This window comes from Chryseobacterium sp. 2VB (genome assembly GCF_005503635.1).
Lineage (GTDB): Bacteria > Bacteroidota > Bacteroidia > Flavobacteriales > Weeksellaceae > Chryseobacterium > Chryseobacterium cupriresistens.
On sequence record NZ_SCNC01000007.1, the window covers coordinates 32,337 to 50,005 of the forward strand.

The 17,669-nt window shown below is 35.0% G+C and carries 16 protein-coding genes; 14 read left to right on the plus strand and 2 right to left on the minus strand.

Annotation, left to right across the window (positions count from 1 at the left end; genetic code table 11):
• Positions 1–6: 6 nt before the first annotated feature.
• Complete coding sequence (locus tag FFS26_RS08705) at positions 7–1,737, minus strand: helix-turn-helix domain-containing protein (protein ID WP_137904851.1); 1,731 nt, start codon at positions 1,735–1,737, stop codon at positions 7–9.
• Between the two features lie 210 nt (positions 1,738–1,947).
• Here FFS26_RS08705 and FFS26_RS08710 point away from each other — a divergent pair, with 210 nt between their 5' ends.
• From FFS26_RS08710 to FFS26_RS08755, 11 genes are all read left to right on the plus strand, one after another.
• Complete coding sequence (locus FFS26_RS08710; protein WP_110009610.1) at positions 1,948–4,074, plus strand: outer membrane beta-barrel family protein; 2,127 nt, start codon at positions 1,948–1,950, stop codon at positions 4,072–4,074.
• 121 nt (positions 4,075–4,195) lie between these two features.
• The gene (locus FFS26_RS22470; protein ID WP_171006274.1) at positions 4,196–4,333 is read left to right on the plus strand and encodes a hypothetical protein; all 138 of its coding nucleotides are present in this window, start codon (positions 4,196–4,198) and stop codon (positions 4,331–4,333) included.
• Between the two features lie 332 nt (positions 4,334–4,665).
• The gene (locus tag FFS26_RS08715) at positions 4,666–4,848 is read left to right on the plus strand and encodes a hypothetical protein (RefSeq protein WP_137904852.1); all 183 of its coding nucleotides are present in this window, start codon (positions 4,666–4,668) and stop codon (positions 4,846–4,848) included.
• A gap of 77 nt (positions 4,849–4,925) precedes the next feature.
• On the plus strand, positions 4,926–5,126 hold the full coding sequence (locus tag FFS26_RS08720) for a hypothetical protein (protein ID WP_002983500.1): 201 nt from the start codon (positions 4,926–4,928) through the stop codon (positions 5,124–5,126).
• 151 nt (positions 5,127–5,277) lie between these two features.
• Positions 5,278–5,418: a hypothetical protein gene (locus FFS26_RS22770; RefSeq protein WP_228449417.1), complete on the plus strand. Its 141-nt coding sequence runs from the start codon at positions 5,278–5,280 to the stop codon at positions 5,416–5,418.
• Between the two features lie 56 nt (positions 5,419–5,474).
• Positions 5,475–6,830, plus strand: a complete 1,356-nt coding sequence (locus FFS26_RS08730; protein ID WP_002983497.1) for a radical SAM/SPASM domain-containing protein — start codon at positions 5,475–5,477, stop codon at positions 6,828–6,830.
• A gap of 10 nt (positions 6,831–6,840) precedes the next feature.
• Positions 6,841–7,758: a hypothetical protein gene (locus tag FFS26_RS08735; protein WP_110009609.1), complete on the plus strand. Its 918-nt coding sequence runs from the start codon at positions 6,841–6,843 to the stop codon at positions 7,756–7,758.
• A gap of 9 nt (positions 7,759–7,767) precedes the next feature.
• Positions 7,768–9,954 carry a peptidase domain-containing ABC transporter gene (locus tag FFS26_RS08740; RefSeq protein WP_228406479.1) on the plus strand — a complete coding sequence of 729 codons (2,187 nt, stop codon included), beginning with the start codon at positions 7,768–7,770 and terminating at the stop codon, positions 9,952–9,954.
• A gap of 228 nt (positions 9,955–10,182) precedes the next feature.
• On the plus strand, positions 10,183–11,934 hold the full coding sequence (locus FFS26_RS08745; RefSeq protein ID WP_110009607.1) for an alkaline phosphatase D family protein: 1,752 nt from the start codon (positions 10,183–10,185) through the stop codon (positions 11,932–11,934).
• Positions 11,935–12,272: 338 nt separating this feature from the next.
• The gene (locus FFS26_RS08750) at positions 12,273–12,911 is read left to right on the plus strand and encodes a hypothetical protein (protein ID WP_137904853.1); all 639 of its coding nucleotides are present in this window, start codon (positions 12,273–12,275) and stop codon (positions 12,909–12,911) included.
• Positions 12,912–13,068: 157 nt separating this feature from the next.
• Positions 13,069–14,118 (plus strand): MBL fold metallo-hydrolase, encoded by a 1,050-nt coding sequence (locus tag FFS26_RS08755; protein WP_137904854.1) that lies wholly within the window; start codon positions 13,069–13,071, stop codon positions 14,116–14,118.
• 91 nt (positions 14,119–14,209) lie between these two features.
• Here FFS26_RS08755 and FFS26_RS08760 read toward each other — a convergent pair whose 3' ends face one another.
• Positions 14,210–15,049: a DUF4822 domain-containing protein gene (locus tag FFS26_RS08760; protein ID WP_137904855.1), complete on the minus strand. Its 840-nt coding sequence runs from the start codon at positions 15,047–15,049 to the stop codon at positions 14,210–14,212.
• Positions 15,050–15,286: 237 nt separating this feature from the next.
• Between FFS26_RS08760 and FFS26_RS08765 the strand changes: the two genes are divergently transcribed.
• From FFS26_RS08765 to FFS26_RS08775, 3 genes are all read left to right on the plus strand, one after another.
• The gene (locus tag FFS26_RS08765; protein ID WP_171006275.1) at positions 15,287–16,000 is read left to right on the plus strand and encodes a DUF434 domain-containing protein; all 714 of its coding nucleotides are present in this window, start codon (positions 15,287–15,289) and stop codon (positions 15,998–16,000) included.
• Positions 16,001–16,002: 2 nt separating this feature from the next.
• The gene (locus FFS26_RS08770) at positions 16,003–16,653 is read left to right on the plus strand and encodes a hypothetical protein (protein WP_137904856.1); all 651 of its coding nucleotides are present in this window, start codon (positions 16,003–16,005) and stop codon (positions 16,651–16,653) included.
• 223 nt (positions 16,654–16,876) lie between these two features.
• Positions 16,877–17,662, plus strand: coding sequence for a TatD family hydrolase (locus FFS26_RS08775; RefSeq protein WP_137904857.1), 786 nt, complete (start codon positions 16,877–16,879; stop codon positions 17,660–17,662).
• The last annotated feature ends 7 nt before the right edge of the window (positions 17,663–17,669 follow it).

Genomic DNA, 17,669 nt, shown 5'->3' on the forward strand with positions numbered 1-17,669 from the left:
TTTGTTTTAATTGAGTGCTTTTATATAATAAGAAGGAAGTGTTCCTGTTATTTTTTTAAAGGCATTCGTGAAAGACTCAGCATTGTTGTAGCCAATATCATCAGCAATAGCAGCAATGGTATGCTTTCTTATTTTTTCGTTAGATTTTAATTCTTCAACAATATAGTTGATCCTAAGCTCGTTCAGATATTGGGAAAAGTTTTTACCCTTTAATTCATTGACTAGCTTTGAGAGATAATCTCTGTTTGTATCAAATTCTTTTGACAGAGAATCTAAAGTAATATTTTTATTGAGAAAACTATTAGTCTTTTCAAACTGTTCTATTTTATCAATGAGTATTTTAAATTTTGGATTAGAAGAAAGGTCACTTTTCGTAGCTTTTTCCTTTCTTTCAATGATAATGGAAGGATCATTTGTAATGGGAGTTTCATTCTTTTGCTCTTTTTCCAGCACAGGGGTGCTCAAAGGTTTTTCTGATAATACTTTTGCCTGCTTTTCGTATTCTTTTATTTTCTTCCTGTTTTTCCTGATTACGAATATGAAAGCTAAAGTAATCATAAGCAAACACGCTATCAGCCAGGCATTCTGATGGTTCAGTCTTTCAATTACACTTACCTTTTCTTTCATAAGCAAAGGGGTGTCATATTTTTTCAGAATTTCTTTTGAAAGATTTTTTCGGTTCACAGCTATTATACTGTCACTATACATCAGGTTGTCAATGTATTTTAGTTGGTTTTTTAAATCGCCTTTCTTTTTATAAAAGTCTATCAGAATTTCATATCCCTCTCTTTTTATAGGTTCAAAACTGTTGAAAGTAAAAGAAATTGAATCTGCCTTTTTAAAAAATTCTATAGCTTCGTTTTCACTGCGGGTTGCATATTTTATTTTTCCCAGATAGTAATATAAAACTCCTAGATTACTATAATCTTTATTTGTTATCAATCCTTTTTGTACTTCCAGCAGGATTTTATAAGACAGCGAATAATCTTTTACATAAAAGAGGCTAATCCCTTTTATCATAAGCAGATAGCTGTAATAAGAATAATTATTGTATTTCTTACATTCTGTAAGCCCCAGATCGGCAAATTCAATACCTTTTTTATAGTCCTTACATTTGGTATAAATATTAGCTAAAGAAAAAATAGAAGCAATATAGTTTTTAGCATCTACATTGTTGTTTTTTATTTTATCTTTTTCATACTTATAGTATTTCAAAAAGAGAGGAAGTGCTTCCTGATATTCTTCTGTGGCTGTTTTTAGGATAGCAATGAGCTTGTTTATATAAAAAAACTGTTCTTTATTTTCAGCTTTGTTGTGATTAATAGCTATAGTATATTCATCTAAAGCCTCTTTGTATTTCCCTTCATTGTTGAATAAAATACCTTTTAATATATAAGATTTTGCCGGGTAATCGTAGTTATTAACGTTTTTTGAGGCAGAGATGAGTGAATCTGCAAAGGGATGCCCGTTTTCATTCTTCAGATTTTTTACCCGCGCTATATTATAATATCCATCAAACAGGATGTCTCTATTATTTTCTTTCTTTCCTTTTAATAGAATGTAATTGGCTAAAAGCTCAGCTTTATCGTTGTCAACCTGGAATACTTTATTGTAAGCATCATTAATATACTTATAACTTTTATTCTTTAACGAGTCTGGAATTTTTAGTCCCTTTATGCTTTGAGAAAAGAAAAAAACAGGGAAAACAGTTAAAATAATTAAATGAAACTTCTTCATATTTCTAAATACACTGCAAATTTATGAATTATCATCGAATTTTTATCAATGAAATATAAGTATTTGTTTATCAGTTGTATATTGATCTCTATGAGTCGGGAATTTGTAAATTTTTGGAAAAGGATATACCGGTATTGATCAATTTTGGATTACTAATCTTGTAGACTTTGAGTATAATCATGATGTTTGCATCAGAAATATTGAAAGTAAATGAGGAAAATATTAATATGTGTAAGTGTTCTGCTTCCCTTGTTGGGTTTCTCTCAAGAGAAGAAAGATTCCATTAAAACAGTTATAGAAAAACAAATTGCAGAAATAAAAGTGAATGGTAAAAAACCTTTTTTTGAACAAAAGGATGACCGTTTTGTTTTTAATGTTGAAAATAGCGATTTGGTTGTAGGAAATCACATATCCGAAGTTCTCTCTCAAACACCATTGTTAAAAGTAGATGATAATAAAATAACTCTTCTGGGAACAAACGCCTCTGTTTACATCAATGACAGAAAATCAATTCTTAAAGGCAAAGATTTAATACAATATCTTAATGCTATGCCGGCTTCTAATCTGGTAAAGATAGAGCTGATTACCAATCCTTCCTCAAAATATGATCTGGAGGATGCAATGATTATTAATCTGAAGCTGAAGAAACTGGAAACAGATGGACTGAAAGGAAGTTTTACCATTACAGATAAACAAAACAGAAAAAACAGTCAGCAGGCGAATATTGCTTTAAATTATCATAAAAACAGATTTTCAAATAATACCATGCTGTTTTTTGAAAATAATAATGACCTGCAAAGAAACAGTATTGATAATTATAGCTCAAAATTCAGCAGAAATCAGATTATAGGAAGTACGCTGATTAAAGAAACCAACTTTGGAGGAAATACAGGTTTTGATTACGAGCTTAATGAAAGAAGCAGCATAGGAGGTATTCTGGAATATTATCACAAAACACCTGAATCTTCACTTGAAAACAGGAATATATACTATGATACTACAGGAGGAATTTTTGAAAACAGAACGGTAAATACACAAAATGATAAGCTGAACCTTTTCGGAGGAAATGTTTATTACAGCTTTAATGATGATAAAAAATCCAAGCGATTGGATATCAACTTTGATTATTACACCCATCACAGAGATAATACAACAGAGTTTTTCAATTTGACCAGCCCATATTCAAACTTAATATATAATGATTATAAGAAGGACAATTATACGGTAAGAGTAGATTATTCCAAGACTTTCGAAAAATTAAAACTTAGTTTCGAAGCAGGAGGAAAACTTAATTGGCTTTCTACGGATAATCCTTATACCTATTATAATACAGACGGTACATTAAATACCCTATTTTCTAATAATTTTACGTATCATGAAAATATCAACGCCTTATATACCAATGTTAAGAAAAAACTGTTTTCGGCATTGGATGTAAACCTGGGGCTTCGTTATGAAAACACAAACATCAACGCAAAACAAAATACGGTTAGTGAGAACTTTTCCAGAAGTTACAACAATATTGTACCCAGCATCAACCTTTCTTATATGATCAATAAGAACAACAGAGTTTCTCTGGGATATAGAACTGCATTATGGAGACCTTATGTAGATGATTTGAACCCATTTATTTATAAGAATAATGAAACCTGGTGGGAAACCGGAAATCCTGATCTTAATGTGGCAAAGATGTATTTATTTAATGCGAGCTACAGCATAAAAAGAACCTGGGTGTTTGTAAGTAATTTCGGAATTGTAAAAAATCCTATTCTTCCTTATACAGAGGTTGTAGATAATGTTTCTGTTACAAGGCCCAAAAACTTTGAAGGTAATGTAAAGCGTCTTTATGTGGGATTGAACTATAACAAACCATTGTTTGAAAACAAATGGATGTTTAATCTTTCAACAGGAATGTATTACATCAATAATGCAGATATCTATGATGTTCATCCTAGTTCTTGGTATAATAACTCTTCCGTTACAATTAGTGGAAATAATCTTTGGAATAAAGGCTGGAACATAAGCTATAACTTTGGTTACACCTCTCCATATACATTAGTTAATAAGAAAAACGGTTATTTTATCAATAATCAGCTTGAGGTTTCAAAGAGTTATAAAGATTTTAAATTCAAGCTTTCTGTAAAAGATCTGTTGAATCTTTCAAACTCCCGCAATACATTATATAATAATGACGGATATATTGAAACTCTTTCGCAATCAAATTTAAGATCCATATCACTCAGCATATCCAAAACATTTGGCAACAACAAAGTAAAAAAGGTGAATACCGGAGATATAGACAAGGGGAGAACTCAAAATGAAAACCCCCGGCTGTAATCCTGTTCTTTTACTACAAAACTAATACACTAAAGGATAAAACTAATAACCATGAAAAACAAAAAGCTTGAAGAGTTATCCAAAAAGATAACTCAGGGTAAGCTCAAAAAACTACACAAACATGAAGTTCTCACTATCTACGCAGGGAAAGACTTTACTGTTGATGATTGCATTAGACATCCCGATTGTAATTCCTATTGCGGAATCTGCTCAACGAATACCCCCAATTGCTGGAGCTTTTCATAAAGACTTTTATTGAGCCTTCTCTGAAGCCTGTACTTTTCAGCAAACTATTAACCATGAAAATTTATTGTGATGAAAAACAAAAAACTGTTTGAATTGTCTAAAAAAAATTACTGAGAACAAAATCCCAGGAATGAAAAGAGAATCAGTTGAAGTTATTAAGGGGGAATACAAAAAGAGATTATATCAGACTGTGCATGTTTCGGTGCAAATGCATGTTGGGGTTATGGAACCAGCTCATGTGCATTAAACAGTTGTTGGGCTTATTTTGACCAATAATTCGTCTACATAGGCTTGATTAATTTTTATAGAGTTAAGATTCGTAATAAACATAAAAAACTTACTTCTATGAAAAACAAAAAGCTTAAAGCGATTTCTCAGGAAATCACAAATGTCAAAATGAAAAAACTGCAAAAAGAGGGCCTTGTATTTATTACCGGTGGCTTACTCGCTTACCATTGTAGCCAATGTACCTGTAGTTGGTGCAGGCCGGATCTGCACGTAGATCCTAATTGCTGGAGCTTTTCATAAAGAAATTTGTGTTCTGTATAGCCCTGTGTGGAATTAAAACTGTTCAGGGAAATTATTAACCATGAAAATTTATTGTCATGAAAAACAAAAAATTGTTTGAATTGTCTAAGAAAATTACTGAAAACAAGCTACAGGGAATGAGCGAAAATTCAGTAAAGACAATCAAAGGAGGTAGACTTCCTTTGGAATTAGCAGCAGACTGTACAAGTCAGAACAGCTGCTGGGGATTCGGAGGTACAGCTACTTGCAGTGGTAACAGCTGCTGGAGTTATAACTAATAGAACTCTGATTCCACAAATTTATGTTCTGCAGGGTCTTGTGTGGAATTAAAACTTTACAAGAGAAAAAATTAACCTAAGATTTATTGTGATGAAAAACAAAAAATTGTTTGAACTGTCTAAAAAAATCACTGAAAACAAGCTACAGGGAATGAGCGAAAGTTCAGTAAAGACAATCAAAGGAGGTAAGTTACCTTTAGAACTAGCGGCAACGTGCACAAGTCAGAATGACTGCTGGGGATTCGGAGGTACACAAACTTGCAGTGGTAACGAATGTTGGAGTTACAACTAAAGTAAAAAGTAGAGTAGCATTCGTGCTACTCTATTTAATATTAAAATAAAATAATTATGAAATACAAATTATCAAGATATATCCATACCATAGAAAACGAGGAAATTTTAGATGATCATGTCATTCTTTTTTCTACCCGTTCCGGAACATCCATTGAAGTGAAAAAAGGATTATATGAAAAAATATGTAATCTTGAAACCACTCAGATTCCCGAAGAAATTTTTATCAACCTGATAAAAAATGAATTTTATGTACCTGAGTTTGAAGATGAGTTAAGAGAAATTCTTTCAGACAACATCATGTCTGTAGATCATCAGGATCTGAAAACACTTTCTTATGTGATTCAGCCTTCAGGAAACTGCCAGCTGGGATGTCACTATTGCGGTCAGTTGCATACTAACAAAAGTATGTCAAAAGAAGTTTTAGATCTTACCTATGACAGAATTATTACTAAAATGGAAAGTTTGTCAAACGATCTGGAACATTTGAGTATTACATGGTATGGAGGAGAGCCGTTAACAGGTCTTTCGGCTATCTCTAATTTATCCACCCGTTTAATCAGCCTTTGTGAAGAGAAAAATTTAAAATATTCTTCAAGAATTATTACAAATGCTTTAAGCCTTAAATATTCTCTTTTTGAAAAACTGGTAAAAAATTACAGGGTTACAGAATATCAGATCACAATTGACGGAACTCAGGAATTCCATGATAAGAGAAGATATCTGAAAAATGGTTCTAACAGTTTTGATATTATCATTAAAAATATCAAAGAAATTGTTAATTCCGAATTATATCAAAAAGAAGCAAGTTTCAATATCAGATGTAATGTGGATAAAGAAAACAGCTACAATGTGATAGATTTTATTGATTATCTGGAAGCAGAAGGAATCCTTCAGCACGTAAGTTTCTATCTTGCTCCCATCCACGACTGGGGTGATAACAAAGCTACTATTAAAGGCGTGTCAAAAGAAGAATTTGCTGAGCTTGAAATAGAAGTTTATATGAAGCTTCTGCAATCAAAAGCGAAATTTAAAACACAGATTATTCCTGAAAGAGTTACTAAACCTTGTATGGTAGTAAGCCAGACCTCAGAAGTATTTGACGCTTTCGGAAATGTCTCCACATGTTGGGAAATTCCGTACACTCCAAAATATGATAACTCTGAGTTTTATGCCGGAAACATTGTGAAAGATAAAGATGTAGACAGCAAAAATGTTGTCATGAGAAACTGGTTTAATGAAATACCGGACAACAACTCATGGTGCAAAAGCTGTAAATTCCTTCCTCTGTGTGGCGGAGCATGTCCGAAAAACTGGTATGATAATATCCCGGCGTGTCCTTCCTTCAAATTTAATATTGACGACAGAATTCTTCTTCAAAGATATATTAATGAACAAGCTGTGCTTTCTTAATAGATGATGTATGGAAACAATAATTTTAGACAAAATAAAAACAGTAGAATTCAGGGAATATGAGGTGAAAAAACCAAGACATATTTTCGAAAATCTGATTGAAGAATTTAGAAAAGATATTCCGGAAGATATCCAGGCAGGATTGTTTTACTATATGAACCTGTCTGAAAAATCACTTTCTGCTTTTCGTACAGGGAATACTACCTTAGGAAATTACCTTTATTCAAAAATGCAAAGTATGAATACCTATTTCATAGAACCTATTCATCAGGGGATGATAAGCTTAGACTATGCTTTGCTTGCGTATAAAAATTACGTGGAAAATGATTTTGTACTGGCAGAGGAAAATATTGACAGGGCTATTGAAAGTGCTTTAGTTCAGAGTAACACGTTTCCTTATTTTGCCATAATTATTGGAGAACAATCACTTAATAAAATCAGAATTTTTGCACGTACTCAAAATGAAGAGCGGTACAAGACAGAAGTCATGAAGATTTTGGCTTTTTTCATGTTTAACCAACATGAAAATGAGAGCTGCAAAAATCTGGCTGAAGACCTTCCCCTTATTGATAAGCAGGGGATGGTAAAACATATTATTAACAACTCTTATATCGCCATTCTTAAATCTTCGCAGGATGAGAAAAAAACAAGACTGATATTTCAGCAGATCTTTAATGCTCTGCTAAAGCAAAATGAATTTTCAGGCGATCAGGAAAATTTACTGATAGCCATGCGCTGTATCGACAAAATTGAAGATGAAGATTTTTTAGATTATCTGAACGAGAATTTTTCTCATATCAAAAGTTCTCCGCAAAAATTAGTGAAAATTATAATAGAAAATTATTTAGATAAAATATCCAATAACCAGCAATTAGTTAATGACGAAGAATTTACTAAAAAGCTAAAAACACTAGGCATAACAATTTAACTTATTATTGTGTTCAACAAATTCCCCTTTTATTCCCAAATAGAACAGATGGATTGCGGTCCGGTTTGCCTTAAGATTATTCTAAAATATTACGGTAAAGATTGTGACCTGGTATATCTGAGAAACCTTACTGAAGTTACCCGCTCCGGGGTTACTCTGGCAGATATTAATGATGCCGGTAAAAAGCTGTATTTTCATACAACTCCCTTTAAGGTTCCTTTGTCTACACTGAACGAGGATGTTCATTTACCCTGCATTTTACATTGGGAGCAGGAGCATTTTGTTGTACTCTATAAAATCAAAAATAATTTTTATTATATCTCAGATCCCAAATATGGCAGACTAAAGCTTAAAAAAGAGCAGTTTGTAAAGCTTTGGATTTCGTCCGCAGATAACGAAGGGATTGGATTACAATTAATCCCGAAAGAAGAGTTTGTTGAGTTTAAACCTCCTTTTGAACAGCAGGATTTAAAAATTTTCAAAAGCTATATTCGTTCAGTTTTAGAAAAACAAAATTTCAAAATTGGACTGCTGATTTTTTTAATTACGATAAGTTCCGTTATTTCCTATATCTTTCCTCAGCTGATTCAGAAGATGTTTGACGAAGGAATGAAGTCGAAAGAAGGAAAAGTAATCATTGGAATTTTCGGATTTCAGATGCTTTTGTATGGAGGGCAGATACTCATCAATATCCTTCAGAATTTTGTAGGAGTACACTTTAGCTCACAGGTAAGCATTAAAATGCTGAATGACTTGCTGCAGAAAACAGTCAGACTTCCCGTCTCTTTTTTTGAAAACAGATTATATACAGACCTATTACAGAAAATAGAAGAACAGTCAAAAATAGAACAGTTATTAACCAGGCAATTGTTATCGAATATTTTATCAGTTTTTTTACTGATTGTACTTATAATAAGGCTTTTAATATATAATCAGTATATAGCATTGGGGTTTCTGGGAATTGCCGTTTTTTCCACTGTATGGATTTACTTGTTTCATAATAAAAGAAGGATTATAGATTATTATGCCTTTAAATTAAATTCAGAAAGCAAAAATCATCTTGTTGAGATGATTACCGGGATGGTTTCCGTTAAAATTAGTAATGCTCACATTTCAAGAATATCAAAGTGGGAAGAGCTGCAGAAAAAGATATATAAGACCAAAGTAAAAAGTCTTATCCTGGATATTTATCAAACCAATGTTACCAGCATTATTAAACAGTTATTTATATTTTCAACTACCTTTTTTTGCGTGTATTGGGTATCACTTGGGAAAATGACGGTTGGTGAGATGCTGAGTATAGGATATATTATAGGCATTGCTTCCGCACCCATAGAAAATCTGGTTGCGTTTTTCCGCTCATTTCAGGATTCAAGTTTAGTGTATAAAAGAGTTCAGGAAATTTTACAGCAAACCGATGAAAACCTGAATTTAAAAGACGGAGATCAGGCTCTGCTGAGTAAGGATATTAGTTTAAATAATGTTTGGTTCAAGTATCCGGGGGGACATCAGCCCTATGTTTTAAAAAATATCAATTTTAAAATTCCTAACGGCAAAGTTCTTGCCATTGTTGGAGAAAGCGGAAGTGGGAAAACCACATTATCCAAACTTCTTCTGGGATTTTATCCTTCTTCAGAAGGAGATCTGAACATCGGGCAGGAAGAGCTGTTTCAGATCAATCATGATTGGTGGAGAAGCAATTGTGGAGTTGTTCTTCAGGACTCATACATATTCAGCGGAACCATAAGAGAGAATATTGCCATGCAGGAAGACGCAGATGAAAAATTATTGATCAGTGCCTGTAAATTAGCCAATATATACGAAATGATTCAAAGTCTTCCTTTAGGATTTGACACCAAAATAGGAGCCGCAGGAGATGATTTGAGCGGAGGACAGAAACAACGTATTCTTATTGCAAGGGCTGTATACAAAAATCCGGATTTTATTTTCTTTGATGAAGCTACTTCTGCACTGGATGCAGAAAATGAAAAAATTATACATGATAATTTACAGGAGTTTTTTAAGGGAAGAACCGTTGTTATCATTGCACACCGTTTATCCACAGTAAAAAGTGCAGACAATATTATTGTTTTGAAAAAGGGAGAAGTTGTAGAGCAGGGTAACCACCAGGAATTAGTATCCAAAAAAGGAGAATATTTTAATTTGGTCAGAAACCAGCTTGAATTAGGAGAATAAAAGAAGACCTTAAATAATATATTTGATGAAAACAAGTTTTCTTCTATAGAACTTGTTGAAAAAGGAAGCCGGAAAGGTTTCCTTTTTGTGTTTGCTCATTACAGCAATACGTTTCATAACAAATTTCCTATGCATAACATTAAACATTTGTTTAAAAAATTATAAAATATATTTAAAACACAGTTAACAGCCGTCTTCTCCGGATACCGTTGCTTTGCAAAAAAAGTAATGATGGAAAACAACAACCCACTCAACAGAAGAAGATTTCTTAAAAATTCACTATTGGCTGCCGGAGGAATTTTCTTAGCTCCTCTAATTGAAAGCTGCAGCGATGATTTTACTGAAAACGGGAATGCCCCCGATGATCTTAAAAACGGAGGTTTTGAATCTGGGGTAGCAAGTTTTGATCCCAGCGCAACAGGAATTATTATCTGGACCCGGTATTCAAAAGGAACAGATGCAGAGATTACATGGGAAATCAGTAAAAACAGTAACTTTTCAGAAGTAGTAAGAAGAGGGCAGGCGAATGCCACAGGTGTAAATGATTTTACTGTAGCGGTAGATGTACAGAATATCTCTTCCAACACAAAATATTATTATAGATTCTATAACAGTACAACTAAAGAAGTCAGCGTAACAGGGGAAACCCTTACTTTACCTTCAAAATCAGATGCTGTAAGTGAAGTGAAAATGGCTGTTGTATCTTGTTCCAACTTTCCTGCAGGACTTTTCAATGTGTATGATGCGATTGCAAAATCTGACGCAGATGTTGTCGTACACCTTGGAGACTATATTTATGAATATGCTCCCGGACAATACGGAACAAACCCCTACACCAATCAGTTGGGAAGAGCGCATCAGCCGGCAAAGGAAATTCTTACCCTCAATGATTACAGGGAACGATACAGGCAGTACAGAGGAGATAAAAACCTTCAGCTTCTTCACCAGAAAAAGCCTTTCATCTGTGTCTGGGACGATCATGAGTTTGCCAATGATACCTATAAAACAGGAGCAGAAAACCATCAGCCGAACGAAGGAGATTTTCAGGCAAGAAAAATGGCTGCATTTCAGGCTTACAGCGAATACATTCCTCTTAAAACAGGGAAAGATATGAGAATTTACAGAAGTTTCAGCTTCGGGAATATCGTCTCCCTTTACATGATGGATACAAGGGTGATTGCAAGGGATAAACAAATGGAATATTCGGATTATCTTGATAATACAGGAAGTTTTAATCAGATACAGTTTAAAACAGATTTCTTAAGCACCAGCAGAAAACTGATCGGAAACGAGCAGATGTCATGGCTGAATGCTCAGATCAATGGTGATACAGCCAAATGGAAAGTGCTTGGACAACAGATTTTAATGACGAAAATGATGGTTCCTGCAGAGCTTTTGATGCTGCTGAATCAGATTCTTGCGGAAATTAAACAGTATGGAAGTGCACAGCCGGCTACTATGCAGGCGCTTCAGAATACCATCACTCAGTTGATTATTCTTAAAACAAGACATCAACAACAGGATCCTACATTGACACCGCAGGAAATTGCAAGAATCACAACGACTTTACCGTACAATCTGGATGCATGGGATGGATATTTCATGGAAAGAGAACAGCTTTATTCTGTTCTTGCAGGAAAAAATGTAGTGGTACTGGCCGGAGATACTCACAATGCATGGTTAGGAAAGCTTACCGATGCGCAGGGTAAATTTATCGGGACAGAGCTTGCCTGCAGTTCCGTTTCTTCTCCTGGCCTTGAAGGATATCTGGGAATCACTTCGGATCCTGCAAAAGCAATAGAACTGGCTCAGGCATTTTCACTATTGATTGATGACCTGGAATATGCCAATCTTTATAAAAGAGGATATCTGCATGTGAAATTTACCACCGGAAGTTCTACTGCAGAGTGGAGGTTTGTAGACAATGTGATTTCCGATACCTACAATACCACTACAGAAAAGACCTATACGATTTCATAGTTTCAATTTAATTATATCTTATTTTCAATTTGGTAAAAAGAGTCATGGTGCTGCTGTGGCTCTTTTGTATTATTTAATCTGATTAAGTAGTTTGGAAACCGGAAGCAGTAAGAAGAAAGATATTGAGATCATAAAAAACTTCTCAATTTATCATTTTTTATAGGAATTTCATGGATTTAACAATAACTGCAGAAATTATCAGAGTAACAGTAACCTCCTGCCTCCCTCTTCCAGCTTCCATCTTTACTTGAGGTTATTTACTTTTTTCGTATCTTGAGGGTATGCAAGAGGATACAAGAAAAGATTTTTTGCCATTAACATCTGAAACATGGTGGTTGATGACCTGGATAACCAGAACTTTTGGGGTACTTTTATTGTTGGTGGCATTCCTGCTGGCATTGGGATTGCCGGTTGTGATGAGTGATAAACCGGTCATATTTATTGTTGTCGCAATACTATACTATCCGGCTCTTGCTTTTGGTTTATACCGTTTTTTTCTTTACCAGCGGAGAATCAGAAAAAGAGTAGTCCGAAAGATACAGGTTGATGATCAGGGAATTCATTACGAAAGAGCCGATGGAACGATAGATCAAATTCTTTATCATGATCTGGAAAAATATAACCTTTCCGATGTATATGATGTAAGTACCAGCCCACGAAACAAGATGTATATATTAAATGTAAAGTACAATGGTTCGGCAGCAGACGTAGATTTTGACGGAACTGATGCCGGTTACAGCTATTATATCGGAAATTTAAAAGCTTTACGACGAAGATATATCCAGGGAATTGTACATTTTAGGCCGGATTTGCGCATAGATACTTTGGTATATGACGTCTATTATATCAACCCCAGTGATTTTACTTTCGATAAAAAAAAGTATTGGACAGAATTTGTGCAGACTTTTGCTTTAATGATGATAGGTTGCATAGTGTTAGGAATCTTTGTACTTGGACTGGTTAAATGGATTTTTTAAGAATAGTTTTCATTAAATCATAAAGAATTAAAATTTCAACATCCTTTATTTTCACATCTCAGAATCTTATGCTTATATTTATTTTATAGTAAAGTTTCACACCCAATAAGATAAAGAGCATACCTTTAGAAACCGGGATGGATTTAAAATAAAATAAATGAAAAGTTTAAAAAAGCAGCTGGGACAGTTTCCCGATGAAAAAAGAAAAGAATATTTCAGTACACTGCCCAATTATCTTAACGGCCGGTTTCAGAATATATTAACAACTCCGGCACTGTTAGAAGGAGAGAGTATGACTAAATTACTCCTTCAAAGCCTGTGCAAAATAGAAAATACATCACCCAAAACAGCACTCCCTTTTGTAGTGACTGATCTTAAAAATCTTCAACCGGATGAAAATGTGCTGATATGGTTTGGGCACAGCTCCTATTTCATACAGGTCGATGGAAAAAGATTTCTTATAGATCCTGTTTTCAGTGGAAATGCCTCTCCGATGCCGGGTTCAATAAAAGCTTTTCAGGGATCCGATTATTACAAACCGGAACATATGCCGGAGATCGACTTCCTTCTTATTTCGCATGATCATTGGGATCATCTGGATTATAAAACCGTTCAGCAATTAAAGGGTAAAGTAGGAAAAGTCATTTGCGGACTGGGAACCGGACAGCATTTTGAATATTGGGGATGGACATTTGATACAATTATTGAAAAGAACTGGTGGGAAAGTATAGATATTGCAGAAGGCTTCAGAATCACGCTTACTCCGGCAAGACACTTTTCAGGAAGATTATTGAACCGTAATATCTCGCTCTGGACCTCCTTCGTTTTAAAAACACCTTCCAAAAATCTGTTTTTAGGTGGTGACAGCGGCTATGGGAATCATTTTACAGAAATCGGTGAGAAATTCGGGCCATTTGATCTGGCAGTAATGGAAAATGGGCAGTATAACGAAAAGTGGCCTTATATTCATACATTGCCGGACCAGCTGATGAAAGAAATAAAAGAATTAAAAGCCCAAAACTTTATCCCGGTACACAATTCCAAATTCAAGCTTGCACAGCATATCTGGTACGAACCTTTAGAGCTGGCTTCAAAACATGCTGAAGAAAGCAATATCCCGGTTACCCTTCCGATGATCGGGGAAAAAGTAAATCTGGATCAGCTGGGAAAAGTAAACTGGAAAAAATGGTGGGAAGAATACAAATGATAAGTTACTAACGGAACATTCTTTTAATTAAAACATATAAAAACCTGCCCGTTACTGAGCAGGTTCTTCCTTATTATAAAAAAAATAATCATTACAAAGGTTCCTTATGGTTGACCTTTGTATGGATAATATCGTAAAATACAGCTGGGTTAGCCGCATCTGGGGTAATTCTGTAAGTAAATGTTGTTTCGTTCAGAAGCAGAATATCCACAACACGCGTAAAAGTTGGAGTCGTAAGCGTTCTCTTTTTTCCGTCAGGAGAAATAGACCATGTTCCTTCAGATCGCAGTATATCATTTAAACCGAAAATTTTAAAAGTTCCGTTAGCTTTGAAGTAAGAATATCCTACATATCCGGCTACACTGGCATCAGTAAGAGCAACATTATTTCCGCTTTTATCCCTGGCACCTGTTGTTTCCCATGGAGTAGAAGCTAAAGTAAGCTGCCCGTTCGTTGGCTCAGCGTGAGAAGTTTTCGTATGGATAATGTCATAATACACAGACGGATCACTGGAATTAGGACGGATTCTGTAGGTGAATTCATTTCTGTTCAACACAATAATTTCAACATCACGGGTGAAAATAGTGGTTCCATCAGGGTTTAAGGCAGCAATAGTTCTTGTTTTACCCTGAGCATCTACAGACCATGTTCCCATAGATCTCAATACATCTGTAAGGCTGTAGATCGCAAACTTTCCGTCTGTCTTGAAATAAGCAAACCCTACATATCCGGCTACACTGGCATCAGTAAGGGCAACATTATTCCCGTTTTTATCTTTAGCTCCGGTAGTTTCCCATGGCGTAGAAGACAGTACTTGTGAGGGAGTCTGCTGTTCAATAATGATTTCATTATCATCACTTGAGCATGAAACGAAAGATGCTGATAACAGCACTGCTGCAGACAGATAACATAATTTTTTCAGTGTATTCATAAAGGTATTTTTTAAGTCTTTGCAAACTTATTCCTAATAAATATCACGGCGTTGTACAAAATATCTCTTTTGTTGTAGAAAATATAACAGATCCCAATTCAGAATGAGAAAAATGATATCATTGACAAATTTAACAATCAAAGGTGTGAAATTCCCATCCTTTGGAGGGGTGTCAAAAATTCAAAGAATTTTTGACGGGGTGGTTTCTAACATCCACCAAAAACTTTATTTTTGAACATGAATAACAGAAACCGTGGAAAAAATACTGGCGATGATACCTTATTCGGTTCAGAGAAACAGATCAGTAAGCTGAAACTTGCCGTTGAAGACATGCAGTACCTGCTGAGCAGAGATTACCCGGAAAAAGCGGCTTCGGATCTCGTTGGTAACAGGTACCGCCTGAAATCCCGACAGATACAAGCTTTGAGAGGAATGTCGGCATCCGATGTACAGCTTCACAACAGACATTTGAAGCATGTTGATATTTCAGAGTTAAAAGAGAAAACAATATATCTTGATGGTTTCAATGTTATTATTTTATTGGAAAGTCTGCTTTCTGAAGCTTATGTTTTTGAAGGATTGGATGGCTGTATCCGTGACCTTTCAGGCGTGCATGGAACTTATAAAAGAGTTAATCAAACCTTAAGAGCTATTGAGTTGATTGCTTCTTTTTACAGGAAAAATCATATTCAGAAACTTGTATGGATTTTTGATCAACCGGTTTCCAACAGTGGAAGAATCAAACAGCTTGTTCTTGAATATGCTGAGCAGAATCGACTCAACTGGGAAGCTGATCTTCAGTTTAATCCTGATAAATTTCTGGCAGAAAGTTCGGGAATCATTATTTCTTCCGATGCCTGGATTCTCGATCACTGCAAAGAATGGTTCAATCTTATTGGTTATCTGATCAGTGAAGAAAATCTTTCTGTTAATCTTATCAAAACAAAGTAAGTATGAATATGTTTGAACCTTATATTCCACTGTTTTCAGAAGTATGGAAGGGTAAATACAAAGCCCTTTTAGCAGAAGAGCACCTGGAAACTCTGGAGGAAAATATTCATAGGTTTAAGCAGAATACTTTAGAATGGCAGCTGCCTTATTTTAATGAAGAAATAATTATTGACAGGCAGGAAAGCTTTGGAAAATTCATTCCCATTCTGGAAAGTAACGATTCTGATGAGGTAAAAGCAGCATCGCTGGAAGCAATTCCTTTTGAACATTGGCTGAATATTTTAGGACAAAGATTAACCTCTGCAAGCATCCGCGATGAAAATGGCATTCCACCGTTGAAAACCATGCTGCTCAATGCCTGTCAGGAACCTTTCAATAACGAAATTACCATTGCACAAAGAGCCTGGGAAAAACACATTGGAAGAATGGATGATGATTTCTGGGGCGAAATAAAAGGGAACAATCAGCAGAAACAGGAGAAGGTCATGGCAAAAATCCATGAAATTCTTGACAATAAAACCTGGTGGAATGTCTTCTTTCATTACAAACATGAGCTGGTCTTTGAAGTCCGGGAAAAAGAAGGTCATGGAATCCGCTGGAGTCACGGCGGAACAAAGCTGATCGGTTTTCTTGAAAAATTTATCAACGAATAGAGTATCCACAAACATCTGTGAAATCCGTGGAAAATAAAAACTCCCGCAGATAAGCAGATTTTTTAATCATAAAGTATTTTGTCTTTTTACTTTTCTTCTTTTTAACTGCGTAAAAAGATTGCGTACCATACGTCTAGTTTTGCAGATATAAAACAGAAGCTGCGAATCAATCAGTTTCCAATTTATATTTAGAAATTAACATCAAATAAAAAGTAAAAAATAGATGAACACTTATATTGATATTGGCATTAATCTGACCAATAAACAGTTCTATAAAGAACACGAAGAAATTATCAACCGAGCATTAGATCATGGTGTTGAACATATGATTCTCACCGGAACCAGCATACGTGGAAGCAGAGAGTCTGCGGAAATCGCAGAAGAATATCCCGAAATTTTATTTTCAACAGCCGGAATTCATCCCCATGATGCCCAATCTTTTAATGGACAAAGTATTAGTGAACTCAGGCAATTATTAAAGCAGGATCATGTGGTTTCCGTAGGAGAGTGCGGACTGGATTTTGACCGTGATTTCTCTCCCAGACCTATTCAGGAAAAATGTTATCGGGCACAACTTGAGCTCGCCATAGAAGTTAATAAACCCCTTTTTCTTCATGAAAGATCCGCATTTAAAAGATTTAATGACATTACAGATCACTATCTTTCAAAGTTACCTGAAGCCGTAGTACACTGTTTTACCGGAACCTTGAACGAGGCAAAAACTTATCTTGATAAAGGATTTTATTTAGGATTTACCGGAGCCATAAGTGATGCCAAAAGATTTAAACATCTGGAAGACGTCATAAAATATGTACCTCTCGATAGAATGATGATTGAAACGGATGCGCCATTTATGCTTCCGAAGAATATGCCGAGAATACAGAACAGACGGAATGAACCCTCATTCTTACCTTATGTAGCACAAACCATTGCCCATCTGAAGAAGATCAGCATTTCTGAAGTGGCAGACGAGACTACAGAAACTGCCAGAAATTTTTTCAGACTATAAAAAAGAG